General features: G+C 46.5%; 26 protein-coding genes, 1 pseudogene and 1 riboswitch. Of the genes and pseudogenes, 24 read left to right on the forward strand and 3 right to left on the reverse strand.

The window, feature by feature from the left end:
- Positions 1–23 precede the first annotated feature (23 nt).
- Positions 24–845: a M23 family metallopeptidase gene (locus NSQ39_RS07570; RefSeq protein WP_046129845.1), complete on the forward strand. Its 822-nt coding sequence runs from the start codon at positions 24–26 to the stop codon at positions 843–845.
- Between the two features lie 39 nt (positions 846–884).
- Here NSQ39_RS07570 and serA read toward each other — a convergent pair whose 3' ends face one another.
- Positions 885–2,462, reverse strand: a complete 1,578-nt coding sequence (gene serA, locus NSQ39_RS07575) for a phosphoglycerate dehydrogenase (protein WP_046129846.1) — start codon at positions 2,460–2,462, stop codon at positions 885–887.
- A 235-nt stretch (positions 2,463–2,697) separates the two neighbouring features.
- Positions 2,698–2,831: riboswitch (FMN riboswitch) on the forward strand.
- A gap of 152 nt (positions 2,832–2,983) precedes the next feature.
- Between serA and NSQ39_RS07580 the strand changes: the two genes are divergently transcribed.
- Positions 2,984–3,568, forward strand: a complete 585-nt coding sequence (locus NSQ39_RS07580; RefSeq protein WP_046129847.1) for an ECF transporter S component — start codon at positions 2,984–2,986, stop codon at positions 3,566–3,568.
- A gap of 83 nt (positions 3,569–3,651) precedes the next feature.
- On the opposite strand, the gene NSQ39_RS07585 is transcribed toward NSQ39_RS07580, so the two are convergent.
- Complete coding sequence (locus tag NSQ39_RS07585) at positions 3,652–3,900, reverse strand: ferredoxin (protein ID WP_046129848.1); 249 nt, start codon at positions 3,898–3,900, stop codon at positions 3,652–3,654.
- Between the two features lie 266 nt (positions 3,901–4,166).
- Here NSQ39_RS07585 and NSQ39_RS07590 point away from each other — a divergent pair, with 266 nt between their 5' ends.
- The 17 genes from NSQ39_RS07590 (at position 4,167) to fni (ending at position 20,471) form a co-directional block, all read left to right on the forward strand.
- A complete protein-coding gene (locus NSQ39_RS07590; protein WP_046129849.1) occupies positions 4,167–5,225 on the forward strand; it encodes a helix-turn-helix domain-containing protein in 1,059 nt (352 codons plus the stop codon).
- Positions 5,218–6,714: a RecQ family ATP-dependent DNA helicase gene (locus NSQ39_RS07595; protein ID WP_046129850.1), complete on the forward strand. Its 1,497-nt coding sequence runs from the start codon at positions 5,218–5,220 to the stop codon at positions 6,712–6,714. The genes NSQ39_RS07590 and NSQ39_RS07595 overlap by 8 nt, the downstream gene beginning before the upstream one ends.
- Entirely contained in the window at positions 6,708–7,352 is a 645-nt protein-coding gene (locus tag NSQ39_RS07600; protein ID WP_046129851.1) for a CPBP family intramembrane glutamic endopeptidase, read from the forward strand. Before NSQ39_RS07595 ends, NSQ39_RS07600 begins: the two co-directional genes overlap by 7 nt.
- Positions 7,294–8,049, forward strand: a complete 756-nt coding sequence (locus NSQ39_RS07605; protein ID WP_046129852.1) for a LysM peptidoglycan-binding domain-containing protein — start codon at positions 7,294–7,296, stop codon at positions 8,047–8,049. The genes NSQ39_RS07600 and NSQ39_RS07605 overlap by 59 nt, the downstream gene beginning before the upstream one ends.
- Positions 8,050–8,173: 124 nt before the next feature.
- Positions 8,174–8,563 (forward strand): YpbF family protein, encoded by a 390-nt coding sequence (locus NSQ39_RS07610; RefSeq protein ID WP_046129919.1) that lies wholly within the window; start codon positions 8,174–8,176, stop codon positions 8,561–8,563.
- An 89-nt stretch (positions 8,564–8,652) separates the two neighbouring features.
- On the forward strand, positions 8,653–9,444 hold the full coding sequence (locus NSQ39_RS07615; protein WP_046129853.1) for a metallophosphoesterase: 792 nt from the start codon (positions 8,653–8,655) through the stop codon (positions 9,442–9,444).
- A gap of 153 nt (positions 9,445–9,597) precedes the next feature.
- Positions 9,598–10,182, forward strand: coding sequence for a genetic competence negative regulator (locus NSQ39_RS07620; RefSeq protein ID WP_046129854.1), 585 nt, complete (start codon positions 9,598–9,600; stop codon positions 10,180–10,182).
- A 192-nt stretch (positions 10,183–10,374) separates the two neighbouring features.
- On the forward strand, positions 10,375–11,649 hold the full coding sequence (gene gudB / locus NSQ39_RS07625) for an NAD-specific glutamate dehydrogenase (protein ID WP_046129855.1): 1,275 nt from the start codon (positions 10,375–10,377) through the stop codon (positions 11,647–11,649).
- 90 nt (positions 11,650–11,739) lie between these two features.
- Positions 11,740–12,708, forward strand: coding sequence for a YpdA family putative bacillithiol disulfide reductase (locus NSQ39_RS07630; protein ID WP_048352952.1), 969 nt, complete (start codon positions 11,740–11,742; stop codon positions 12,706–12,708).
- An 85-nt stretch (positions 12,709–12,793) separates the two neighbouring features.
- A complete protein-coding gene (locus tag NSQ39_RS07635) occupies positions 12,794–13,762 on the forward strand; it encodes an asparaginase (protein WP_175077308.1) in 969 nt (322 codons plus the stop codon).
- A gap of 77 nt (positions 13,763–13,839) precedes the next feature.
- Positions 13,840–14,508: a glutamic-type intramembrane protease PrsW gene (gene prsW / locus NSQ39_RS07640; RefSeq protein WP_175077309.1), complete on the forward strand. Its 669-nt coding sequence runs from the start codon at positions 13,840–13,842 to the stop codon at positions 14,506–14,508.
- 145 nt (positions 14,509–14,653) lie between these two features.
- Positions 14,654–15,610, forward strand: a complete 957-nt coding sequence (gene sleB / locus NSQ39_RS07645) for a spore cortex-lytic enzyme (RefSeq protein ID WP_048352915.1) — start codon at positions 14,654–14,656, stop codon at positions 15,608–15,610.
- A 16-nt stretch (positions 15,611–15,626) separates the two neighbouring features.
- Entirely contained in the window at positions 15,627–16,979 is a 1,353-nt protein-coding gene (gene ypeB / locus NSQ39_RS07650) for a germination protein YpeB (protein ID WP_046129859.1), read from the forward strand.
- 127 nt (positions 16,980–17,106) lie between these two features.
- Positions 17,107–17,283: a YpfB family protein gene (locus NSQ39_RS07655; protein ID WP_096891849.1), complete on the forward strand. Its 177-nt coding sequence runs from the start codon at positions 17,107–17,109 to the stop codon at positions 17,281–17,283.
- Positions 17,284–17,362: 79 nt separating this feature from the next.
- On the forward strand, positions 17,363–18,043 hold the full coding sequence (cmk, locus tag NSQ39_RS07660; RefSeq protein WP_175077310.1) for a (d)CMP kinase: 681 nt from the start codon (positions 17,363–17,365) through the stop codon (positions 18,041–18,043).
- Between the two features lie 219 nt (positions 18,044–18,262).
- Positions 18,263–19,408: a 30S ribosomal protein S1 gene (gene rpsA, locus NSQ39_RS07665; RefSeq protein WP_046129861.1), complete on the forward strand. Its 1,146-nt coding sequence runs from the start codon at positions 18,263–18,265 to the stop codon at positions 19,406–19,408.
- Between the two features lie 13 nt (positions 19,409–19,421).
- Positions 19,422–20,471 (forward strand): type 2 isopentenyl-diphosphate Delta-isomerase, encoded by a 1,050-nt coding sequence (fni, locus tag NSQ39_RS07670; protein ID WP_175077311.1) that lies wholly within the window; start codon positions 19,422–19,424, stop codon positions 20,469–20,471.
- Between the two features lie 166 nt (positions 20,472–20,637).
- On the opposite strand, the pseudogene NSQ39_RS07675 reads toward fni, so the two are convergent.
- Positions 20,638–20,766 (reverse strand): annotated as a pseudogene (locus tag NSQ39_RS07675) (YpzI family protein); the annotation flags it as partial.
- Between the two features lie 86 nt (positions 20,767–20,852).
- Here NSQ39_RS07675 and NSQ39_RS07680 point away from each other — a divergent pair.
- From NSQ39_RS07680 to NSQ39_RS07700, 5 genes are all read left to right on the forward strand, one after another.
- Entirely contained in the window at positions 20,853–21,455 is a 603-nt protein-coding gene (locus tag NSQ39_RS07680; RefSeq protein WP_046129862.1) for a YphA family membrane protein, read from the forward strand.
- Entirely contained in the window at positions 21,452–22,351 is a 900-nt protein-coding gene (locus tag NSQ39_RS07685; protein ID WP_046129863.1) for a YIEGIA family protein, read from the forward strand. The genes NSQ39_RS07680 and NSQ39_RS07685 overlap by 4 nt, the downstream gene beginning before the upstream one ends.
- Positions 22,348–22,548, forward strand: coding sequence for a capping complex subunit for YIEGIA (locus NSQ39_RS07690; RefSeq protein WP_046129864.1), 201 nt, complete (start codon positions 22,348–22,350; stop codon positions 22,546–22,548). Before NSQ39_RS07685 ends, NSQ39_RS07690 begins: the two co-directional genes overlap by 4 nt.
- A 132-nt stretch (positions 22,549–22,680) precedes the next feature.
- Complete coding sequence (gene der, locus NSQ39_RS07695; protein ID WP_046129865.1) at positions 22,681–23,991, forward strand: ribosome biogenesis GTPase Der; 1,311 nt, start codon at positions 22,681–22,683, stop codon at positions 23,989–23,991.
- Between the two features lie 14 nt (positions 23,992–24,005).
- Positions 24,006–25,046, forward strand: a complete 1,041-nt coding sequence (locus NSQ39_RS07700; RefSeq protein WP_046129866.1) for an NAD(P)H-dependent glycerol-3-phosphate dehydrogenase — start codon at positions 24,006–24,008, stop codon at positions 25,044–25,046.
- The last annotated feature ends 23 nt before the right edge of the window (positions 25,047–25,069 follow it).

Consider the following 25,069-nt stretch of genomic DNA (forward strand, 5'->3'; position numbering starts at 1 on the left):
CATCAGAGGAGGATTCAGAACACTTGAAACCGTTCAGATACCTATTTTGCGTATTACTGATCACATGGCCTTGCATCGCGGTTCCGTCTGCATCGGCAACTAAAAGCAGTTGGACCGAACCGATTAAAGGGGAAATAACGGATAAGTTCGGCACAAGGGGCGGCAAACACAAGGGACTCGACATCGCGGCTCCTGAGGGAGAAATGGTGGTAGCTGCCGCAGATGGAACCGTAAGTAAATCGTATGCATCGAACTCATACGGCCAAGTCATTTTCATCAAACATGACAACGGGTATGAAACCGTCTATGCCCATTTGAACAAACGGCTAAAGAAAAAAGGTGACCGCGTGAAAAAAGGAGAGGAAATCGGAATCATCGGAAATACCGGAATATCGACGGGAACGCATCTTCACTTTGAAATCCATCAAGGCGCTTGGACTGAGAATAAGAAAAACGCGATTAACCCGCTGACCGTATACAGCGAGGAGGCGTTCCGTCCGAGTTCGGTTCATGTAAATAAAGGAAGCGCTGAGACAAAAAGCGAGATCACCGTTCGTAAAGGGGACACGCTATGGAAGATCAGCCGGGAAAACGGGTTATCCGTCGAGAAAATGATGGAGATGAACGGCCTTGCAAACCCGAATATTTACGCCGGTCAGACGTTGCGTCTCGACGAAAGCCGGGAAAAGCAGCGCACTTATATTGTTCAAAAAGGTGATACGCTTTACCGCATTGCCGAAAAAATGGGCGTGACCGCCGGAGCAATTCAAGAGTGGAACGGACTGAAAGGGGAGACCATCTACCCGCAGCAGCCGCTCCTTATCAGGGTGGACCGTTCGTCGTAAAAAAACGGAACCCTGATTGCTTCAGGGCTCCGCCGGCTGCTACGGCAGGTCGATGACCTTAACCGAAACGATATCGTCGATGTTTTTCAGTTCGTTTAAAATATCGTCTTCAAGATGGCGGTCGAATGAAAGCATCATGATCGCTTCGCCGCCTTTTTCTTTCCGTCCCACCTGCATTGTCGCAATATTGATGTTATGATCGCCGAGAATCCGGCCGACATGACCGATCATCCCCGGCTTATCCTGATGATGAATGTAGACAAGGTGACCGTTTGGATAGAAATCGATATCAAATCCGTTTAAAGCGACGATGCGTCCGCCAAAGTGCGGAATGTACGTTGCAGTTAAAGCAAACGTCGAACGATCGCCTGTTACTTTCACTGAAATGCAATTTTCATAACCGGATTCATTGGAAGAAATCTTTTCGCTGAAGCTGATGCCGCGCTCTTTCGCGACGGTTCCGGCGTTGACCTCATTGACCGTTGCAGCAACGCGCGGTTTCAGGAATCCGGCCAAAAGGCTTTTTGTAATAAATGATGTTTCTAGCTTTGCAATGGATCCTTCATAATGGATGGCCACATCTTTCACAGGCTCATTCATGCATTGGGATACAAGGTTTCCGATCGTATTGGCAAATTGATGGTACGGCTGGATCTTTTGGAAAGAGTCCTTTGTCATGGCCGGAAGGTTGATCGCTGACATTACAGGGTTTCCTTGCGCATACTGCAGAACTTCTTCCGATACTTGCGCCGCTACATTCAGCTGGGCTTCTTTTGTCGAAGCTCCCAGATGCGGAGTGGCAATCACGTTCGGGTGATCGATCAATTTGGAATCCACAGGAGGCTCGACTTCAAAAACGTCAAGCGCCGCCCCTCTGACATGGCCGCTTTCAAGCGCTTCAAGAAGGGCCGCTTCATCGATGATCCCGCCTCTTGCGCAGTTGACGAGACGGACGCCTTTTTTCGTTTTTGCGATCGTTTCCTTGTTTAAGAGGCCTTTCGTTTCTTTCGTCAGCGGTGTGTGAACTGTGATGATATCCGCGCAGGCGAGCACCTCTTCAAAGCTGTTGGCATTGACTCCGAGTTTGTCCGCTCTTTCCTGGGTCAGAAACGGATCATATACGTGGACCGTCATTCCGAACGCTTTGGCGCGGCTCGCAATTTCGCTTCCGATCCGTCCCATTCCGACGATGCCGAGCGTTTTTCCGTAAAGCTCTGACCCGACAAAAGCTGAACGGTTCCATTCGCGCGATTTGACGGAGATGTTCGCCTGCGGAATATGCCTCATTAGTGCAGAGAACATTGCAAATGTATGTTCCGCCGTTGAGATGGTGTTTCCGTTTGGCGCGTTCACCACAATTACGCCGTGCTTCGTCGCTTCGTCAATGTCAATGTTGTCAACGCCTACTCCCGCTCTCGCGACGATTTTCAATGAGGTCATCTTTTTAAACAGCTCTTCCGTTACCTTTGTTGCGCTTCTTACCAGAAGAGCATCAAAAGTATGCAGCTCGTCTTCCGCTTCCGCGACATTTTTTTGAACAATTTCAATAAAATCTGCTTCCATTAATGGTGCAAGTCCATCGCTTGACATTTTATCTGAGACCAATACTCGAAACATGTAAGATTTCCTCCTAAATAAACGTCATAAATATCTGATAATTTACCATATTACGAGAATGGTGTCAATGAGTTTCAAGTGTAAAAGACGAAAATTAAAAATGAAAAAAGTGTGAATGTGCGGATTTTAGACGGTGTGCGGGTAATGCATTCTGCTGATGAAAGAGACTTGAGCTTTCATCTGTACATTTCTTCACAACTACACTATAATAATATCGAAAATAAAATTTAATATGATCAATCTTCGGGGCAGGGTGAAATTCCCTACCGGCGGTGATGAGTTTTTTGCTCTAAGCCCGCGAGCCTTTATGAGGCAGGATTCGGTGAGATTCCGAAGCCGACAGTATAGTCTGGATGGGAGAAGATGGAGGTTCCTGCGTTTTGAAATACATATTTCGAAACGTTTATTTGACCTGTCTGTAAACGGCCCCGCTTTTGCAAAAAGCGGGTTTTTTGTTTGTGGACGGGGGCTAGAACCATTCCTCTTTTCGTGAGATGTGATCGAAAAGGAGAAAGAGACAAATGAAGCACAACAGAGTAAGACGTCTAGTGTCCATCAGTATGCTGAGCAGTATTGCATTCGTATTAATGATGCTGAGCTTTCCGATTTTGGGGGCGTATCCGTATTTAAAAATCGATTTCAGCGATATCCCGGCATTGCTTGCTGTCATATTATACGGCCCTGGCGCCGGAATTGCCGTTGAGGCGATTAAAAACGTGCTGAACTACTTCATTGCGGGAAGCGCATCAGGCGTACCGATCGATCAGACAGCGAACTTTGTCGCCGGAACGCTGTTTATACTGCCGGCCGCTTTTATGCTGAAAAAAACGAACTCTGCCAAAGGGTTTGCAGCTGCTCTTGTTCTGGGTACGGTTTTAATGGCCGCCCTGATGAGCATCTTGAATTATGTTCTGTTTATCCCTGCATACACTTGGTTCTTACATGCTCCAGCATTATCAGGGGGCGCACTGAAAACGACGATTATAGCAGGCATTCTGCCGTTTAATCTCATTAAAGGCCTTGTCGTGACATTGGTGTCCACACCGATTTTCCTTCAGCTGAGACCTTGGCTGAAAGAAAATGTACAGGTGGCAAGACAGCATTAATTAATACAACAAAAGCCCGGCATTCGCCGGGCTTTTTCATGAACATATCCGGCCGGAGACACTCTCGCCGGATATTGCTTTTTCTATTCGTGCTTCAGCGGGTCGCCTTCAAACGGCTCATCCGCAACTTTAATCGAGTCAGTAGGACAGCCTTCAAATGCGTCCATCATGTCTTCTTCCAGGACATCAGGCACTTCTACGACGCCTTGGTTGTCATCGAGCGTGACATACGCGATTCCTTCATCATCATAGTCATAAATATCAGGAGCCGCTGCACCGCAAGCGCCGCATGCGATACACGTATCTTTGTCTACAATTGTATATTTTGGCATAAATAAAAAACCTCCCAGATGGTTCTTCGTTGGAACAAATGGTTTTAACCCTCTATCGGTCCGATATGAAACCTATTCCCATTCCTTATTGTAATGGTGTTAATCCTACATTTCAACTTAAAAATATTGAGAATGCTTATCACACAAGGGTTCTACTGCTAACATGCCCCTTTTAGATGACTTTAAACGTCGATTTCTCTGCAAAATCTGTTAAAATAATAAGAAGAAAATATCGAATGTTGTCCTAAAAGAATGTAGGTGATGCTATGTCGGTTCATTTTTTTGACGCCGTTGTGCTGGACATTCTCACATCAATGCGGGGAGAACGGTCGCCGAGCGCCGTATATCATTTATTAAAAGGGAAAAGGTCATCACAGACGATTCAGGACGCCGGTTTATTTGCCGTCTCAAAGTATTTCGGCTTTTGTACGTCCCTTTCCCGAGATCGGTTGAATGGCAGTTTTCAAAAATTGCTGCGGGAATCTTTCATTACCGAAAAACACGAGACGGGCGCTTTTGCCGTCACTGAAAGAGGAGAAAAGGAACTGGAACGCTGCTTCCGCATCCATCCCTGGCCCCGGCATTTTCACGGCGCCTATTATCAGGCGGCTGCAAATATCATGTGGCAAAGGATGTCCCTTTTGATTCAAGTGCTGTCAAACAGACGGTATCGGGAGCGGTTTTATTTGCCGATCACAAAAGATTACCAGATTCAAAATTGGGTCAGGCGGTACTTAAGAAACCGGAATGCCGATGAGTTGGCAGCGCATTTTCATACGGAATTGAAGGAAAAGCTGTCAGCGTTAGATGACGACCGGCAGGCCGCCGTCTTTGTACATTCCCTGACATCGGCTGCCAAGATCGGCTTTACGTGTAAACAGCTTGCGGAAAAGATGCGTGAGGATGAATGGTACATATATGCTCTGTTTTGGGATGTTCTGCACTATTTTATTCAATCCGTTCAAAAGGGTGAAAGCCCGCTTTTTGAAACGCTGATCAAAGACATACCATTTAAAGACGGGCTCACGCAGTCGACAAGGAAAACGCTGTTTCTCATCAAAGAAGGAAAATCGATTGAGCGGATCGCGGAAATCCGAAAATTAAAAACGGCAACGATCGAGGATCACATCGTCGAAATCGCGATTCACGATCCGGCTTTTTCAATTGAAACATACGTGCCGGAAGAGGAACAAAGAATCATTGCAGATTATGCAAAACGCAATCAAACGAATAAAATCAGGCAAATTAAAGAAGGGCTCGGGGGCAGATACAGCTATTTTAAAATCCGTCTCGCCCTGTCGAAAACGGTGACGCGGCATGGATAAGCTTCATGAGGCTCTCCGCCGCCATTTCGGCTACACCTCTTTTAAAAAAGGACAGGAAGAAATCGTGAAAAGCGTGCTTGAAGGGCAGGATACGGTTGCGATGCTTCCGACCGGGGGAGGAAAATCGCTGTGCTACCAGCTTCCCGGGCTATTGACGGACGGAACGGTGTTGATCGTTTCCCCTCTCCTTTCTTTAATGGAAGATCAGGTGCAGCAATTGAAAATGCGGGGAGAGAAAAGGGCGGCTGCCTATAACAGCGCCTTAACCCATCAGGAAAAAGAATACATTTTAAAACAGCTCCACAGGCTTAAATTTCTTTATATATCGCCGGAAGCTCTCCAGTCTGAGCAGATGGTAAGGCGGCTGCAAACGATGAAAATCAGCCTTTTCGTCGTCGACGAAGCCCACTGTATCTCGCAGTGGGGGCATGATTTCAGGCCTGATTATTCGAAGCTCGGAGACATCAAAAAAAAGCTTGATAGCCCCGTCACACTGGCGCTTACAGCGACGGCGACAGAAGAGACGTTAAAGGACATCTCGCGCATGCTCGGGCTGAACGAAGTCCGCTATCTCATTCATTCGGTCGATCGGCCGAACATCGCCCTTCATCTCGAGGAGGTCCAGGATACCGCCGGAAAAAACGAAAGGCTGATTGAACTTGTCCGCAAGCTTCAAGGCCCCGGCCTCGTCTATTGTCCGACAAGAAAATGGGCCGAAGAACTGGCCGGAAAGATCGCCGAAGAGACGAGGATGAGAACGGAGTTTTACCACGGCGGAATGGACGCTGGCGACAGAATGCTGATTCAGCAGCAGTTTATCCGCAATCAGCTTGACATCGTCTGCTGCACAAACGCGTTTGGCATGGGAGTTGATAAGCCTGATGTCAGATATGTGATCCATGTCAACCTTCCGCAAACGATCGAAGCATACATGCAGGAAATCGGGCGCGCGGGCCGGGATGGGAAACAGAGCGTCAGCATCCTGCTGAAGGCTCCGGGAGATAGGGGAATCCAGGAACAGCTCATTCAGACAGAAGCTCTCACCAGACAGACAATCGACTTTTTATACGAAAAACTTGCCGATGTCCGGGACGAACGCGGCGCAAGGGAAAGCCTTGAGCAATCCGGCTTAACGGAAACACAGGCCCGGCATTTCTCCCATTTGTTTTTCAAATTTCGCCATTTGGGGAATAAGGCGAGAGAGCTTATTTATCAGGAAATGGACTTTAGAAGACAGCAAAAACTAAACAAAATGGCAGGCTTCGCGCAGATCACAGAAAGCAAAGGGTGCTTTCGGGAAGGGCTGCTTTCTTATTTTAATGAAACCTTAAGCGCCGGAAAAAGCGGTAACACGGCATGCTGCACGCACTGCGGATTAAATCTTGAAGATTATGAAACTAAAGGAGATCATCCATTTATGAACCAACTAACAGCATGGGAAGAGGAATTGGATACGATATTTGCTGCCAGCCGTGATCGGATATGCTGAAAAAGCAGACAGAAATCATCAGCCGGCTGTCAGACAGGGAAATGTTGAGGCAGCTTTATTTTTCCCAGCTTCTGATGCTTTGTACGGCGGTCTTGACGGGCGTCTTTTTGTTCGATGATATCAATGATTTTTTCTCGCTGTGGAACGTACGCGACATCAGAATTCTCACTTTCGGCGTGCCGCTTGCTGTTTTCGTCATTGCCGTTGACCTTGCAGTGATGAAATGGGTTCCCGAGCATATGTATGACGATGAAGGGATAAATCAAAAGCTTTTTCGAAGCCGTTCATACTTTCATATTGTCGTGCTCACCCTTTTCATCGCGTTCACTGAAGAAATATTGTTCAGAGGGATCGTCCAGACTCATCTCGGCATTTGGGCGGCAAGCATCATTTTTGCGCTTTTGCATTTTCGTTATTTGCGAAAATGGCTGCTCTTTGTCATGGTTGTTCTGATCAGCTTTTTGCTCGGGATCAGTTTTTTAAAGACGGATAATTTATTCGTCCCTGTCACGGCGCATTTCCTGATCGATGCTGCAAGTGCGTTTCAGATTCGTTTTCAACACGTAAGGAGGAGATTACATGGCGGAGATGTCGAGGATAGAGAGAAAGAAGATGGAGCGGGAAAAGGCTCAGGCTGAACTTGCCCTAAAAGCGCAAGAAGAGCCGCAATTCCCCGAAGAAGAGCTCCCCTCCAGACAGTCTTATCGTGAAAAAAAGAAAAACGGGAAAAAAAAGAATAAACAAAGGAATCCTTTATTTACCTCGCTTGCAGTCATATTTTTATTCATTCCAATCATCGTCTTCCTGGTGTTCATGTACATGATGAATCAAAGCGATACGAATCCTGACCAATATGACGATGTATTTTATGAAAAATCGAAAGATACAAGCTTTCTAGATGACCAGGCGGCTGATCAACTGGCGGACTCAACAGATCAAGCCGCCGCTCTTCAGGAGGAAAAGGCTGATCAAACAGAGGGAAAAGCTGATGACCAGCCAAAAAAAGAAGCGGCTGAAGAGCGGCCAAAAGACGAGAAAAAAACTGAGGACAAGCCGTCAAAAGTAGAAAAAAAAGTTCATAAACCTGCTGCAGCAGAGAAAAAAGCCGGGGAGAAGACCGCAATAGAAAAGAAAAATGTCGTAAAAGCGCCGGTTCAAAAGGCGCCCGAACCGAAAAAGGTGATTCAGCATACCGTTGGAGAAAAGGAGACCCTTTACAGAATCTCCATGAAATATTATAAAGACCGGTCGGGCGAGGAAAAAATCCGCAGTTATAATCAGTTGTCCGGCAATAACGTGTATGCGGGACAGGTGCTGAAAATTCCTTTTTATTAAGGCCCCCTGCATGAATGCGCCGACCCGTTCATATATATTGTACAAACAAATCGGACAAGGTGTGAGGAATGTGGGAAGCGCGCTTGATCAGCTGGACCGTTTTACCGATGAACCTACAAAGCAAATGCTCCGCGGCTTAATCAAAAGAAAAGAAAAGTATGAAAACTATCGAAAGCAATCGCTTAAGTGGCTCGTGGCAGCCGCGGTTTGCGCCGTATCGTTCTGCCTGTTCGCAGTTGGAAAAGGGCTTGGCCGAAACGGCATCCTTGCCGAATTGCTGAACGATTCCATTTACCTGTTTTGGATATTGGCTGCCGCTTTCGCATACAGTACGGCACATTATTTTAAAAAGAAGGAAGAGAAAGCGGAAGGGGATTTTCATAAACTGAGGTGTGAGATTATTCAGAAAAGCACCGATTTATGGCCCCAGCCCGAGGAATGGAAATCGAGGGAAACGGTCTTTAAAGTGATGAAACAGCACTATGATATCAATTTGTATTTTGAAAGCAAATAAAAAAGGGCTGACGTTTTCTTTTGTGAAGAGAAACGTCTTTTTTTATCAGGCGTCTTATATAAGAAAGAAAACAAGAATGGGGTATTCATATGATCTTTTTCGTCAGTTTCATTTCCGTTGTTTTCGTCTGCTTATCCGCTTTGATCTGGAAAATGTCAGCCATCGCCAAAGAAGACCGTGTAATGCACGCAGGTTTTTCGCTCGGGCGCTTGCGCGGAAAAGATCCGCTTAACGTCTTTTTTATTTCTGACATCCACAGACGCACGGTCAGCAGGGAAATCATTCAAAAGGTGAAGGAGCACGGCGTTCATCTCGTCGTGATTGGAGGAGATCTGGCAGAGCGGGGCGTTCCGTTCGCGAGGATTGAAGAAAATATCAAAAGGCTGACAAGTTTGGGAAAAACGTTTTTTGTGTGGGGAAACAACGATTACGAGATCAATCAGGCAAGGCTTGTTCGCCTGTTCAAAACATACGGTGTGACCGCTTTGCGCAATGAATCGGCTGTTTTCAACCACCGCGGGCAGATCGTGAATGTTTGCGGCGTGGATGACCTCAGGATCGGATTTGCCGACTTGCCGGAGGCGGTGCGGAATATTCATCCCGGCGCTCCGACTCTTTTAGTGTCACACAATCCTGGAATACACCATCAAATACATGAGGAGGACCGGATTGACATCATACTCAGCGGCCATACGCACGGAGGCCAGATTCGCATCGGCCGATTCGGACTATATAAAGAAGGCGGGACGGGAACGATTCATAGGACCCGCTATCTGATCAGCAACGGCTATGGAACGACAAGGCTTCCTTTGAGGCTCGGAGCTAGGCCGGAAACACATCTTATCAAACTGGCTCCAGTGCAGACAGACGGTTGCGGATAGGCGCCTGATCGGCTTTTTTTCCGAAAAGACGGCATAGTGCTTGTCTTCCGCTGAAACACGGTGTAAACTGGTATCAAAATTAAGAACCTATAACTCATCATCTCCATATAATAAGATAAATGATGTGTGCAAGAAGAGGCAGGAGGGAACGTTATGCGGCTTGAGCGTCTAAATTATAATAAGATTAAAATCTTTCTGACACTTGACGATCTGACAGACCGGGGGCTGACTAAAGAAGACCTTTGGAAAGACTCATTTAAAGTTCAGCAGCTGTTTAAAGACATGATGAACGAAGCGAATACAGAGCTCGGGTTTGAAGCAAATGGCCCAATTGCTGTTGAAGTGTATTCTCTTCAAGCACAAGGAATGGTCATCATTGTCACGAAAAACCAGGAAGCGGATGAAGACGATAATGAGTATGATGAGGATTATATAGAAATGCAGGTCAAGCTTGGCGAAAGTGTTGACATTATATATGAATTTCAAACGTTTGAACATCTGATTGAGCTGTCCAAAAATCTCGACAGGATCGGAATCCAGGGCGGGACGGTCTATCATTATGAAGGCCGGTATTTTTTGAGCCTCGATGATTTCGATTCCCATTCCGTTGACGGCGTGATCTCGATTTTGGCCGAGTACGGTAATCCGACGACCTTAACGATCTACAGACTTCAGGAGTACGGGAAGAAAATCATGGACAACAACGCCGTTCAGACCATTCAGACGTACTTTAAATAATTGGATGTCAAAAGATGTGCTGCTGTGTTAAACAGCAGTTTTTTTTGTCGAAAATAAGAATGTACAAAAATGATTTTTCTCGAATATTTTTTATGAAAACGGGCTGTTTGTCCTTTGCATGATTAGTGCAAGGGTGTATACTATTCTCTGAAAGGACAACATGCCAGAAAGACTTTAGGAGGTTAACTTATCATGGTAGCCGATCAAAACACCGGTCATACTGAGGAAAATGCACACGATGTTTTAAAATCAACGCAAACGGTGATACATAAGGCGCTTGAAAAATTGGGGTATCCAGAAGAAGTGTATGAATTATTAAAAGAACCGATTCGTTTTTTAACGGTTAAAATTCCGGTTCGCATGGATGATGGATCAGTGAAAATTTTTACGGGGTACCGTGCGCAGCACAATGATGCAGTAGGACCGACAAAAGGAGGCATCCGCTTTCATCCGGGAGTCACTGAAAAAGAAGTTAAAGCGCTTTCTATTTGGATGAGTCTGAAATGCGGGATCATTGACCTTCCATATGGAGGCGGAAAGGGCGGGATCATCTGTGATCCGCGGGATATGTCCTTTCCTGAACTTGAACGTTTAAGCAGAGGCTACGTCAGGGCGATCAGCCAAATTGTCGGACCGACAAAAGACGTGCCGGCTCCCGATGTATTTACCAATTCTCAAATTATGGCATGGATGATGGACGAATATTCAAGAATCGACGAATTCAATTCTCCGGGTTTCATTACCGGAAAACCGCTCGTTTTAGGTGGTTCTCACGGCAGAGAATCTGCGACAGCAAAAGGGGTTACGATTTGTATTAAAGAAGCGGCGAAAAAGAAAAACATCGATATTAAAGGGGCTTCTGTCGTTGTGCAGGGGTTCGGAAATGCGGGAAGCTATCTTGCGAAATTCATGCATGACGCAGGTGCAAAAGTTGTCGGCATTTCTGATGCATACGGCGGCTTATATGACCCTGAGGGTCTTGACATCGATTATTTGTTGGACCGCCGCGACAGCTTCGGAACCGTCACAAAGCTCTTCAATGACACGATTACAAATCAGGAGCTGCTTGAACTTGATTGTGACATTTTGGTGCCGGCCGCGATCGAAAACCAGATTACAGAAGAAAACGCGCATAACATAAAAGCGAAAATCGTCGTGGAAGCCGCCAACGGCCCGACGACTCTTGAAGCGACGCAAATTCTTTCTGACCGCGGTATTCTCCTCGTTCCGGATGTGCTGGCAAGCGCCGGCGGTGTAACGGTATCCTACTTCGAATGGGTACAGAACAATCAGGGCTTCTACTGGACTGAGGAAGAAGTCGAAGAAAGACTGGAAAAAATGATGGTCAAATCGTTTAACAACATTTACGAAATGGCGCAAAACCGCAGAATCGACATGAGGCTTGCCGCCTACATGGTGGGCGTCCGCAAAATGGCGGAGGCATCCCGATTCAGAGGCTGGATCTAAGCCCAACCATTTGCAACAACGCAAAAAATCTCCTATCATAAAATAGGAGATTTTTTTGATTTGCCGGACATGACAGGAGTTGAACGGAACATGAAAGAAGAAAAAGTGATCATTATCGGCGGGGGCCCCTGCGGGCTTTCAGCGGCCATCGCGATGCAGCAAATCGGAATAGAGCCCCTCGTTATTGAAAAGGGAAATATTGTGGACAGCATTTACCGTTATCCTACGCATCAAACCTTTTTCAGCTCCAGCGAAAAGCTGGAGATCGGAGATGTTGCATTTATTACCGAAAACCGCAAACCGGTCAGAAATCAGGCCCTGTCCTATTACAGGGAAGTTGCCAAACGGAAAAATATAAGAGTCAATGCTTTCGAAAAAGTTCATTCCGTAACAAAAACGGAAGATAACCGGTTTTTAGTCGAGACGTCGAAGGATGCGTATTTGGCCTCGTTTTGCATCGTGGCGACGGGATACTACGATAACCCGAACTATATGAACGTGCCGGGTGAAGATCTGCCTAAGGTTTTTCATTATTTTAAAGAAGCTCATCCTTATTTTGATAAAGACGTTGCAGTCATCGGCGGAAAAAATTCAAGCGTTGACGCGGCAATGGAGCTGGTCAAAGCCGGTGCGCGCGTGACCGTTTTATACAGGGGAACGGAATACTCCTCAAGCATAAAGCCGTGGATTCTTCCCGAATTCGTATCCCTTGTCAATCACGGGAAAATACGGATGGAGTTTCGCGCGGCCGTCAAGGAAATTACAGAGGATCAGCTGACTTTTACCATTGATTCAAAAGAAGAAATCACCATTAAAAACGATTTTGTGTTTGCGATGACGGGCTATCATCCGGATCACAGTTTTCTAAAGAAAATGGGGATTCAGATTGATGCGGAATCAGGCCGTCCGTTTTTCAACGAAGAAACGATGGAAACGAATGAAAAAGGCATTTTCATCGCCGGCGTCATCGCTGCCGGAAACAATGCAAACGAAATTTTTATCGAAAACGGGCGCTTCCACGGCGGTCTGATCGCCGCAGAAATCGCCAAACGGATATAAAAAGGAAGAGAGCATATTCTATATTTAGATGTGCTCTCTCTTTTTTTGCAGCAGCACAGATTTTGACGCAAAGGGGCATCCGAAGATGAAACATAAAGTCGCTCTTATTACGACAGGCGGAACGATCGCAAGCCGGAAAACCGAAAGCGGGAGGCTTGCGGCAGGCGCCATAAGCGGGACGGAGCTGGCCCGGATCTGCAAGCTTCCGGAAGATGTACAAGTTGACGTATATCCGGCATTGCAGCTTCCGAGCATGCACATTACATTTCACGACCTGCTGAAGCTGAAAAGCACGATAGAAAAGGCTTTCGAAGACGAAACGTATGACGGAGCCGTCGTCACGCACGGAACGGACTCGCTTGAAGAAACCGCCTACTTTCTCGATTTAACGATCAGCGATGACCGTCCGGTCGTCGTCACCGGCTCGCAGCGCCCGCCGGAAGAGCAGGGCAGCGACGCATATACGAATATCAGGCATGCTGTTTATACGGCATGCAGTCAGGATATAAAAGGAGCCGGAACGATTGTCGTTTTCAATGAACGGATTTTCAATGCGCGCTATGTCAAAAAGGTTCATGCGTCAAACCTTCAAGGCTTCGACGTATTCGGATTCGGATACTTTGGGATCATTGACAATGACAAAGTGTACGTCTATCAGAAACCGCTAAGGCGGGACGTCCATCGTCTAAAAAAACCTCTCCCTGTCGTCGACATCGTGAAAAGCTATCTTGACGCGGACGGGAAATTCATACGCGCTGCCGCTCAAGAAGGTGCTGCCGGAATCGTCCTTGAAGGCGTCGGAAGGGGACAGGTCACCCCGGAAATGGTGGCTGATATAGAGGCTGCTTTAAACAAGGGCATTCATATCGTGATCACGACGAGCGCGGAGGAAGGAGAAGTCTATACGACATACGACTATGTCGGCAGCAGCTATGATCTGGTGAAAAAAGGCGTCATTCTCGGAAAAGATTACGATAGCAAAAAAGCGAGAATAAAATTGGCGGTTCTTTTGGCCAGCTATGACAGCGGCATTAAAGACAGGTTTTGTTATTAGCCGCTGAATCCTTATCGATTTCAAAACATTGTGAATCATGGTAGGATAGAATGAGAAGAAAAGGAAAGAGGTTTCTCATGTTCGGAATTATCTCCGCAGGCGTCGCTCCCGGAATCGCATTGCTGATGTATTTCTACTTAAAGGAAAAGTACGAAACAGAGCCTATTCATATGGTCGTACGCCTTTTTATAGTAGGGGTTTTGCTCGTCTTTCCGACGATGTTTATCCAGTATGTTTTGGAAAAAGAAAACATTTCTGAGAGCAATTTTGTTATTTCATTTTTATCTTCCGGATTTTTGGAAGAATTTTTAAAATGGTTTTTGCTCATGTTCAGCGTCTACCAGCATGCCAATTTTGATGAACATTATGATGGAATCATGTACGGGACAAGCCTTTCGCTCGGGTTTGCCACATTGGAAAACATTCTGTACTTAATCGGAAACGGCGTCGAACACGCGTTCATGCGAGCGCTGCTTCCTGTATCAAGCCATGCCTTATTCGGCGTTATTATGGGCTTTTATATCGGCAAAGCCCGTTTTTCAAAAAGGAAGAAGCAGGCCGAGTGGCTTTGTCTGTCGCTTTTTATACCTGCCGCGCTTCACGGTCTCTATGACTACATCCTGCTGGCCCTCAGAAATTGGATTTATTTTATGCTTCCCTTTATGGCGTTTCTCTGGTGGTTCGGCCTCAGAAAAGCAAAAAAAGCACGTTCCGTCAATGTCGGAGAGCGTCCGCTCGATCTCTAAGCCGCCTGATAGAGGCGGCTTTTTTATTTTGCAAAACAAACAGTATCACCAGATTTTAATGGTGCTGAAACAGAAAGGAAAGCGTGTATAAAATCTGCCTCTCTACAAAAGATATGGATACAAAAATGCTGGAGGAGGCTTAAACATGAAGTCGAAAGGTTCTTTTTGTTTGAATGTCATTTTTTGTACGATGATGGCAGTAAGTCTTTCACTTCCATTCAGTCAAAAAAGCTCCGCCTTTACTGAACAGGTTATACAGCGGGGGGCGACAGGGGATGATGTGATCGAACTTCAGGCAAGGCTTCAATATAACGGCTATTATAATGGCAAAATCGACGGTGTGTACGGATGGGCGACTTACTGGGCTGTCCGGAATTTTCAGGACCGGTTTGGATTAAAGGAAACAGACGGTCTTGTCGGACCGAAAACAAAACAACATTTAGTCAATACGACAAAATACTACAGCGCTTATGTGCATGAACAGATTAGAAAAGGGAATAAGTTTACGCATTACGGTAGCATTCCGCTGAAATACCAGACGAAGCCTTCGAAAGAGGTGCAGCAGCAGGCGAGAAAAAGAGCGGAGGCCAGACAGCGCCAGCAGGCGGCGCCGAAGCAGTATGCGGCGCAAAAACAGCAGCAGAAGCAGGCGGCACCGGCGCCGAAGCAGGCAGCGCCAAAGCAGCAGAAAAAACAGGCGGCTCCGAAAAAATACGATGCCGCTGCGGCCAATATGCCGGGGGGTTTTTCAAGCAATGACATCAACCTGTTGGCAAAGGCGGTTTACGGCGAGGCCCGCGGTGAGCCGTACGACGGCCAGGTTGCGGTTGCGGCTGTTATTTTAAACAGGATCAACAGTCCGATTTTCCCGGATTCGGTTGCGGGCGTTATTTTCGAGCCGCTTGCCTTCACTTCCGTAGCCGACGGACAGATCTATATGACGCCGGATAAAACCGCGAAAAAAGCCGTGTTGGATGCCATCAATGGATGGGACCCTTCAGAAAATGCCTTATACTATTTCAACCCTGACACGGCCACAAGTCCGTGGATATGGGGAAGACCGCAAATTAAACGGATAGGCAAACACATTTTCTGTGAATAAAAGCGAGGTGTTATAAATGATCAGAGGAATTTTAATCGCCATTTTAGGAGTCGCCATCGTCGGAACGAGCTACTGGGGCTATAAAGAACACCAGGAGAAAGACGCTGTTCTGTTACATGCCGAAAACAATTATCAGCGGGCATTCCACGATTTAACGTATCAGGTGGACAAGCTCCACGATCAAATCGGCAGCACGCTTGCCATGAACAGCAAAAAAACCCTTTCCCCTGCATTGGCGGAAGTCTGGAGAACGACGTCTGAAGCGCACAACAACGTCAGCCAGCTTCCCCTTACATTAATGCCGTTTAACAAAACGGAAGATTTTTTGGCGAGCGTAGGGGATTTCAGCTATAAAACAGCGGTACGCGACCTTGATAAAGAGCCGCTGAATAAAAAAGAATACGCATCTTTAAACAAGCTTTATGAAAAATCGAAAGATATCCAGGACGAACTGCGCAGTGTCCAGCATAAGATCATGGGCAATAATTTGAGGTGGATGGACGTTGAGCTTGCGCTTGCATCAGGCCAAAAACAAAGCGACAACACGATTATTGACGGCTTCAAAACGGTGGAAAAAACCGCAAACGGGTTCTCAGAATCCGATTTTGGCCCGGCAACGATGACAAACGTGAAAAAAGAAGAACAAGGGTACAACCATTTAAAAGGGAATAAAATAACCCAAGCCGAGGCGAAAAAGATTGCGCAAAAGTTTGCACCGGATAAAAACTATAACATTAAAGTAGCGAAAAGCGGCAAGAGGACGAACAAGGACGTCTACACGGTCAGCATGCAGGATCCCGACCAAAAATCCGATATTTATATGGACATCACCGCAAAAGGCGGATATCCTGTTTACCTGATTCAAAACAAAAAAATCAAAGATCAAAAAATCAGTTTGAACGATGCATCAAACCGCGCGCTTCAATTTTTGAAAAAGAACGGCTATGAGACACGCGATCTCAAAATGGATGAAAGCTCGCAATACGACGGTGTCGGCGTTTTTTCATTCGTTCCCGTTCAAAACGGCGTGTGGCTCTATCCTGACAGCATCCGCATGAAGGTCGCACTCGACGACGGGGAAATCGTCGGTTTTTCCGCGAAGGATTTTCTGACTGCCCACAGAAAAAGGAATCTTCCGAAACCGAAATTAACGCCGGAAAAAGCGAAAGCGAAGCTGAATTCGAATGTAAAGGTTCAGGAAACGCGCCTTGCCCTGATTACAAATGAAGCTTCCCAGGAAGTCCTGTGCTACGAATTTCTCGGGACGATCGAAAACGACACATTCCGCATGTTCCTCAATGCGAATGACGGCACTGAAGAAAAAATCGAAAAGATGAAAAATGTAGAACCGATATATAAAAGTTTGTAAAAACGAAAGGAAAAGGCGGTCAGGTGCCTTTTCCTTTTTGGCATTCGGAATAATTAGCCCTGAACATTTCCATACTGAAGGTATGGAGGCCCGTTAACGGCCCTGCGATATTCGATGGAGGAATTCTATGAAAACATTTGAGCGTTTATTATTAAAACTGCTCATCGTTCAAGGCGTTGTTCTATTATCCGTACAGCTTCTTTTTCATTTTTCACAGGCTGAACCGTATTTGTCGAAGGTTGTGCAGTATGAAGGCGTAAATAAAACGAATATCGGCGAATGGATCGAGACATTTAAGCCGTAAATCGTATGAAAATCTCCCCTTTTTCGCTTAGAACATGATACAATCCTATAAGGAGTACCAGAGAGCAAGGAGAGGAATTATGGAAAAGAAATTATGTATCGCAATCGACGGTCCAGCCGCAGCCGGAAAAAGCACCGTGGCAAAAATCGTGGCCCGCAAAAAGTCTTATGTTTACATCGACACCGGCGCCATGTACCGGGCCATTACGTATTTGGCGCTGCAAAAAGGCGTGGATCTGAATGATGAGGCAGCCTTGACAGAGCTGCTCCAAAAATCGGCAATCGATCTTACGGTTTCCGAAGATGGGGCGCAGAAGGTATATATTGCGGGCGAGGATGTAACTGAAGCGATCCGGATGGACGAAGTCAGCAACCAGGTTTCCATTGTCGCCAAGCACAGAGGAATCCGCGAAGAGATGACGAAAAGGCAGCAGCAGCTTGCCGAAAAAGGCGGAGTCGTCATGGACGGCCGTGATATCGGAACCCACGTCCTCCCTGATGCAGAGGTGAAAATTTTCCTGCTGGCATCAGTCGAAGAACGGGCAAAACGCCGCTTTGAAGAAAACGTCAAAAAGGGGTACAATGTGAATTATGAAACGCTTGCAGAGGAGATCCGGCGGCGCGATAAACTTGATTCCGAGCGGGAGATTTCCCCGCTGAAAAAAGCGGATGACGCGCTCGAAATCGACACGACTTCATTGTCCATCGATGAAGTGGCCGGGAAAATCCTGCAAATTGTAGACAAAAAGGCTCAAAAATAAAAAAATCGGGCAAATTATTTTTTGTCCGCATGTTTTGACTTGACAAACACATGCTTTTATTAGAAGTTAGTAATAATAAATCATTTTATAGAACATTCAAAATATCCATTTTTGAATGGTTCTTTAATACATATTCGGCTGTCCGGATTGATGTGACATTCAGTTCGGTATAACCGTTTTACAAAAGCTGTGCAGGTTTGGACCAAGGAGGTTATTGAAATGACAGAGGAAATGAATCAAATTGATGTTCAAGTACCAGAGGTTGGAGATGTGGTGAAGGGAATTGTGACAAAAGTTGAGGACAAGCATGTTGACGTTGACATTCCCAACTGCAAACAAACCGGCATTATTCCAATCAGTGAATTATCAAGTCTTCATGTTGAAAAAGCATCAGATGTCGTCAAGGTAGACGATGAGCTTGAATTAAAGGTAACAAAAGTGGAAGACGACGCTTTGATTTTATCTAAACGTGCTGTTGATGCAGACCGCGCTTGGGAAGACCTAGAGAAAAAGTTTGAGTCAAAAGAAGTTTTTGAAGCCGAAGTAAAAGACGTCGTCAAAGGCGGTCTTGTCGTTGATATAGGCGTGCGCGGGTTTATTCCTGCATCACTTGTCGAAGCGCATTTTGTGGAAGACTTTACGGATTATAAAGGAAAGACCCTTTCGCTGATCGTCGTTGAGCTTGACAGAGATAAAAACCGCGTGATTTTGTCACACCGTGCGGTTGTTGAAAAAGAACAGTCAGAAAAGAAACAGGAATTCCTGCAAACGCTTGAAGCAGGGCAGGTTCTTGAAGGAAAGGTTCAGCGCCTGACAGACTTCGGTGCTTTCGTTGACATCGGCGGCATTGACGGACTTGTTCATATTTCCCAGCTTTCACATTCCCATGTTGAAAAGCCGTCAGACGTCGTTGAAGAAGGACAGGAAGTAAAAGTGAAAGTGCTCTCCGTCGACCGCGACAACGAACGGATTTCGCTGTCCATTAAAGAAACGCTTCCCGGACCATGGGCCAATATCGGTGAAAAAGTGAAGCCGGGAGACATTCTTGACGGAAAAGTTCAGCGCTTGGTAAGCTTCGGGGCATTCGTAGAAGTGCTTCCTGGCGTTGAAGGACTCGTTCATATTTCCCAAATTTCAAATAAACACATCGGAACGCCTCACGAAGTGCTTGAAGAGGGTCAAGACGTGAAAGTCAAAGTTCTTGACGTCAATGAAGCAGAAGAGCGGATTTCTTTAAGCATGAAAGAGCTCGAAGAAAACGATAAGACAGAGCAGGAAGACTACCGCCAATACCAGGCGAAGGAAGAGTCTTCAGGCTTCCAGCTCGGAGAAATTTTCGGAGATAAGCTGAATAAACTAAAATAAATTGGTGATGATGGTGACGCGAGCAGAGAGAAAAAAAGCACACATTGAACACGCCCTGTCCACGGGACAAAAGCGCCTGACAGGGTTCGATGATATCACGTTTGTTCACGTCAGCCTTCCGGAAACGGCATTGTCACAAATTGATACTGCAACAAAAATAGGCGAACTGTTCTTAAGTTCGCCTATTTTTATCAATGCGATGACAGGCGGAGGAGGACAGACTACGCTTGAGATCAACAGAGCGCTGGCTAGAGCCGCTGCAGAAACGAACATACCGGTTGCTGTCGGATCGCAAATGTCCGCTTTGAAAGACCCCGGCGAACGGCCTTCTTATGAGGTTGTCAGAAAGGAAAACCAGAAGGGCCTCGTTTTCGCTAATTTAGGAAGCGAAGCGACGGTAGAACAGGCGCAAAGAGCAGTAGATATGATCGAAGCAGACATGCTTCAGATTCATCTCAATGTCATTCAGGAAATCGTGATGCCGGAAGGTGACCGCAGCTTTTCCGGACGACTGCGCCGAATTGAGGAGATTTGCAGCACTGTCGGCGTCCCCGTTTCTGTAAAGGAAGTCGGATTCGGGATGAGCAGGGAAACAGCTGCCAAGCTGTTTGAGGCGGGGGCTGCTGCGGTTGATGTCGGCGGCTACGGCGGAACGAATTTTTCTGAAATCGAAAATTTGCGCAGGGATAAAGCGGTTGATTTTTTTAACCAATGGGGCATATCAACGGCTGCCAGCATTGCAGAGGTGAGTTCCGCTTTTCAGAACCGGGCGGTGATCGCCTCAGGAGGAATCCAAAACGCCCTTGACCTTGCAAAATCGATCGCCTTAGGAGCTTCGGCGGCCGGAATGGCCGGATATTTCCTTAAAGTGCTGACATCGTCCGGCGAGGATGCTTTAGTTAAAGAAATCGCCGGCCTCATAAAGGATCTCAAAAGAATCATGACGGTATTGGGCTGCCGAACGATAGAAGAGCTAAAAAAATCCCCTCTCGTTTTAAAAGGGGATACGTATCATTGGCTGAAAGCAAGGGGAGTCGACCCTTCAACCTACAGCATGCGTTAAGCCGTGTACCGTGAGACATTGTAAAACTCCTCCATGCGCTGACAAGAGGCAAAGCAGCGTACGGAGGAGTTTTTTTGTTTATCGGAACCCCATAAGGAATCTGCCCGTCATCACGGGCGGATCAAACCTTTTTGCCCAGGCGGTTTATCTTTAGGACGTCGGCCGTTTATGGATTTCGCCTGCGCGCTTCTTCTGCACTTTCAAGGGAGGTAGCCCCATTATGGCTGATGGACTGATCGCGGTCAGATTCGGTGCGCCTTTGTTTCTTCAATTTCTTTTCCTGCCTGTCTTTTCCTGCCTGTCTTTTCCCAACGTATGACCCTCCTTATCGATGTTTAAAATGTCTTTCATCCCCCCATACTAAACATGGAGGATGAAATGATGGAAGAATTCTATTATTATTGGTCGATGTGGTTTTTGTGGGTTTTGACCACTTTTATTCTTGAGAAAAACAAAACCCGTTTTTTTACCTCGGCATTTATTTTGCTCAACATCATTTTAAGTATGTATCAGGTGCGACTCGTCTTGTTTTTTAATGCCGCCTATTTGCTGTTTTACGCCGGTGCTTATATGCTCGGCGGGTATGCGGCGATCCATAAAAACATGAGGTGCTTGCTTTTGCATCTTTCAATGGTGTTTGCTTACGGATTTTTGTTTCTTTTTGCATTATATGATCCTGTTTGGTTTATCCTAAAGCCTGAGTGGCTGATCATCATCCTGTTTGTGATCATGACCGCGGCATTTGAAAAAAGCTTCGTGAACCGCCTGGCGCTGTTTGTGCTCGGAATGTGCCAGGGAGAGCTGCTGTATTCGCTCATCATCAGGAAGCTTTATGATGGCATGGTTGTCGGAGGATATTCGTGGCTTTCAATGTGTTCGGCGGGCATTGTTTTGCTTTACGGCGTCTCCCAGTACGAACGTCTCGTCCATCAGATTCACCAAAAATGGAAGCGATTGAACAAAGGAGCAACAAAAATGTCATGAGTCAATTTACCTATCCGATCATCCTCGGTATTATCGCCGGGATTGTCGTCAGAGTGTATATGCTGAGGACGGATTACCGCCAATATCCGACTTATCTTCACGGGAAAACGATACATATTGCCCAGGCGATGATCGCTGCTGCAATCGGAGCGGTCATCATTCCGTCCATTTTAAAATCGGATTATACAGCCATTACGTTTTTGACGCTGGCTGCGACCCAATTCCGGGATGTCCGCAATATGGAAAGGGAAACCTTGACACAGCTCGACGGCTATGAGCTTGTATCAAGAGGGAGCACGTACATAGAAGGGATTGCGATCGCTTTTGAAAGCAGGAATTACATCGTCATTTTTACATCGCTTCTGACGACTTTGGCATACATCCTTTTTAAATCCGTATGGGCCGGGCTTGGGACGGCGCTCATCTGTATTATCATCGGCCGAATCTTGATGTCAGGAAGTTTTATTAAGCATATTGCAGACATTGAACATAAACCGTTGCACTTTGACGGCCAGGGGCTTTATGTAGACGATATTTACATTATGAACATCGGGATTCCCGAAAAGCAAAAGCTCATTTTGGAGCACGGAATGGGCTTTGTCCTGAAACCGAAAAATTTTAATTCAGCCGTCACCCTCGCAAATCTCGGACAGCGGCAGGCTATCTTGTTTGATGTGTCAAATGTGCTCGGGGTGTACCGCGATTCAGGCGAGCCGTCCCTTACGCCTTTGGCAAAAAGGGATTTAAATGACGGACGGGTTGCGATTTTCGTTCTTCCTGCCATTAAGGATAAAAAGACGGCCATCAGGGTGATCGGGGACGTTCCGACGCTGGAAAACGCGATACGCCTCCCGATGGAGTTTATAAAAGAAAAGCATGGTAAGGTGATCCGATGAGCGATTCGATTTCACTTCAAAACTATATTTTGGCGGTCGTCACGACAAGGAAGGACCGCGTCATTGGCGGAACAGCCGTGTTTTATTGCGATGATGCCGAAGAAATGAACAAGTATGCCAAAAATCTCGAAGCCATTCTAGACGGAATCGCTCACGGGATAGGAGATGACCTCTTTTTGATTGTGAAACATTTTTAATTAGAGTTGTGATCTCTTTAGAAATTGATATAATATATGAGTTAAGCCCTTCTGTATAAGAAAAGAAGGGTTTCTTTCTTCACGATGAATATTGAAAAGAATGCTTTGAAGAGACTTGAAAGGAAGGGTACTATGGGAAAACCTGTCGTAGCCATAGTTGGAAGGCCCAATGTTGGGAAGTCCACAATCTTTAACAGGATTGCGGGTGAAAGAATTTCGATTGTGGAAGATACACCCGGTGTGACCCGGGATCGGATATACAGCTCGGCCGAATGGCTGAACCATGACTTTAATCTGATTGATACCGGCGGAATCGAAGTCGGAGATGAGCCGTTTTTGGCGCAGATTCGCCACCAGGCTGAAATCGCCATCGAGGAAGCCGATGTGATTATTTTTATGACAAACGGACGCGAGGGTGTCACGGCGGCCGATGAGGAGGTGGCCAAGATTTTATACCGGACAAAAAAACCGGTCGTTCTGGCGGTCAATAAAGTCGATAACCCGGAAATGAGAGCGAACATTTACGATTTTTACTCGCTCGGCTTTGGCGAGCCGTATCCGATTTCCGGTACGCACGGTCTCGGTCTCGGCGATTTGCTTGACGCTGTCAGCGAGCATTTTAAAAACTTGCCTGAGACGAAATACGATGATGAAGTGATTCAATTTTGCCTGATCGGACGGCCGAACGTCGGCAAATCGTCGCTTGTCAACGCCATGCTTGGGGAAGAGCGCGTCATCGTAAGCAATATTGCCGGAACGACGCGGGACGCCGTTGACACGAAATTTACGTACAATCAGCGCGAATTCGTCATCGTGGACACCGCCGGAATGAGGAAAAAAGGAAAGGTATATGAGTCAACAGAAAAATACAGCGTTCTCAGGGCGTTAAAGGCGATCGACCGTTCAGACGTCGTAGCTGTCGTCTTGGATGGCGAGGAAGGCATTATTGAGCAGGATAAGCGGATTGCCGGCTATGCCCACGAAGCCGGGAAAGCCGTCGTTATCGTTGTAAACAAATGGGACGCTGTGGAAAAAGACGAGCGTACGATGAAGGAATTTGAACAAAATGTAAGGGAACATTTTCAATTTTTAGACTATGCGCCTGTTTTGTTCATGTCCGCATTGACCAAAAAGCGGATCCATACATTGATGCCCGCCATCGTCACGGCAAGCGAAAACCACGCGATGAGGGTGCAAACCAACATCCTTAATGATATTATTATGGATGCGGTCGCCATGAATCCGACGCCGACCCACAACGGGCAGCGCCTAAAGATTTATTATGCGACCCAAGTGTCGGTCAAGCCTCCGACTTTTGTCGTTTTTGTCAATGATCCGGAGCTTATGCACTTTTCTTATGAACGGTTTTTGGAAAACCGGATACGGGACGCATTCGGTTTTGAAGGAACACCCATCAAGATTTTTGCAAGAGCAAGAAAATAAAGAGGTGTAATGAAATGACTAAAGTAGCAATGCTAGGGGCCGGAAGCTGGGGAACAGCATTGGCGCTCGTTTTGGCGGACAACCAGTACGATGTGTGCGTATGGGGGCATCGCGAAGAACTGATACGGCAAATCAATGAACAGCATGAAAACAAAGACTACCTGCCAGGCGTCAAACTGCCTGAAAAGGTTTGCGGAACGACGGACTTGCAAACGGCATTGACCGATGTGAAAACGATCATCGTCGCCGTTCCGACGAAAGCGATCCGCGAAGTTCTAAAAAAGGCGATTCCTTTTATCAAACAAAAGGCAATTTTCGTCCATGTATCAAAAGGCATCGAGCCTGATACGCTGCTGAGAATTTCGGAGATGATGGAAGAGGAAATCCCTGAGGACATGAGGGAGGATATCGTCGTCCTTTCCGGCCCGAGCCATGCCGAAGAAGTCGGATTGAGACACCCGACAACTGTAACCGTTTCGGCGAAGAAATGCCTTGAATCTGCCCAGGCGGTACAGGATATGTTTATGAATCAGAATTTTCGCGTTTATACAAATCCGGATATCATCGGCGTTGAGATCGGCGGCGCATTAAAAAACGTCATTGCCCTTGCCGCGGGAATCGCAGACGGCCTCGGGTACGGTGATAATGCGAAAGCCGCGTTGATTACGAGAGGACTGGCCGAAATTGCCCGTTTAGGCACGAAAATGGGCGGAAATCCGCTAACGTTTTCCGGACTTACGGGAATCGGAGACCTGATCGTCACCTGCACGAGTGTCCATTCACGAAATTGGCGCGCCGGTAATATGCTGGGTAAAGGCTTCAAACTTGAAGAAGTTCTGAATGAAATGGGGATGGTCGTTGAGGGGGTACGCACAACAAAGGCGGCATATCAGCTTGCAAAGAAGTATCATGTCAATATGCCGATTACAGAAGCCTTGCATAAGGTTTTGTTTGACGGCAAAAAAGTTGAGACTGCTGTCGAATCATTAATGGCAAGAGTCAAAACCCACGAGATGGAAGATCTTGTGAATACATTCGAAAACCAAATGAAATGACCGGCACACCATATTTTCCGCTC

This window comes from Bacillus sp. FSL W8-0848 (assembly GCF_038007805.1).
Classification (GTDB): domain Bacteria; phylum Bacillota; class Bacilli; order Bacillales; family Bacillaceae; genus Bacillus; species Bacillus glycinifermentans.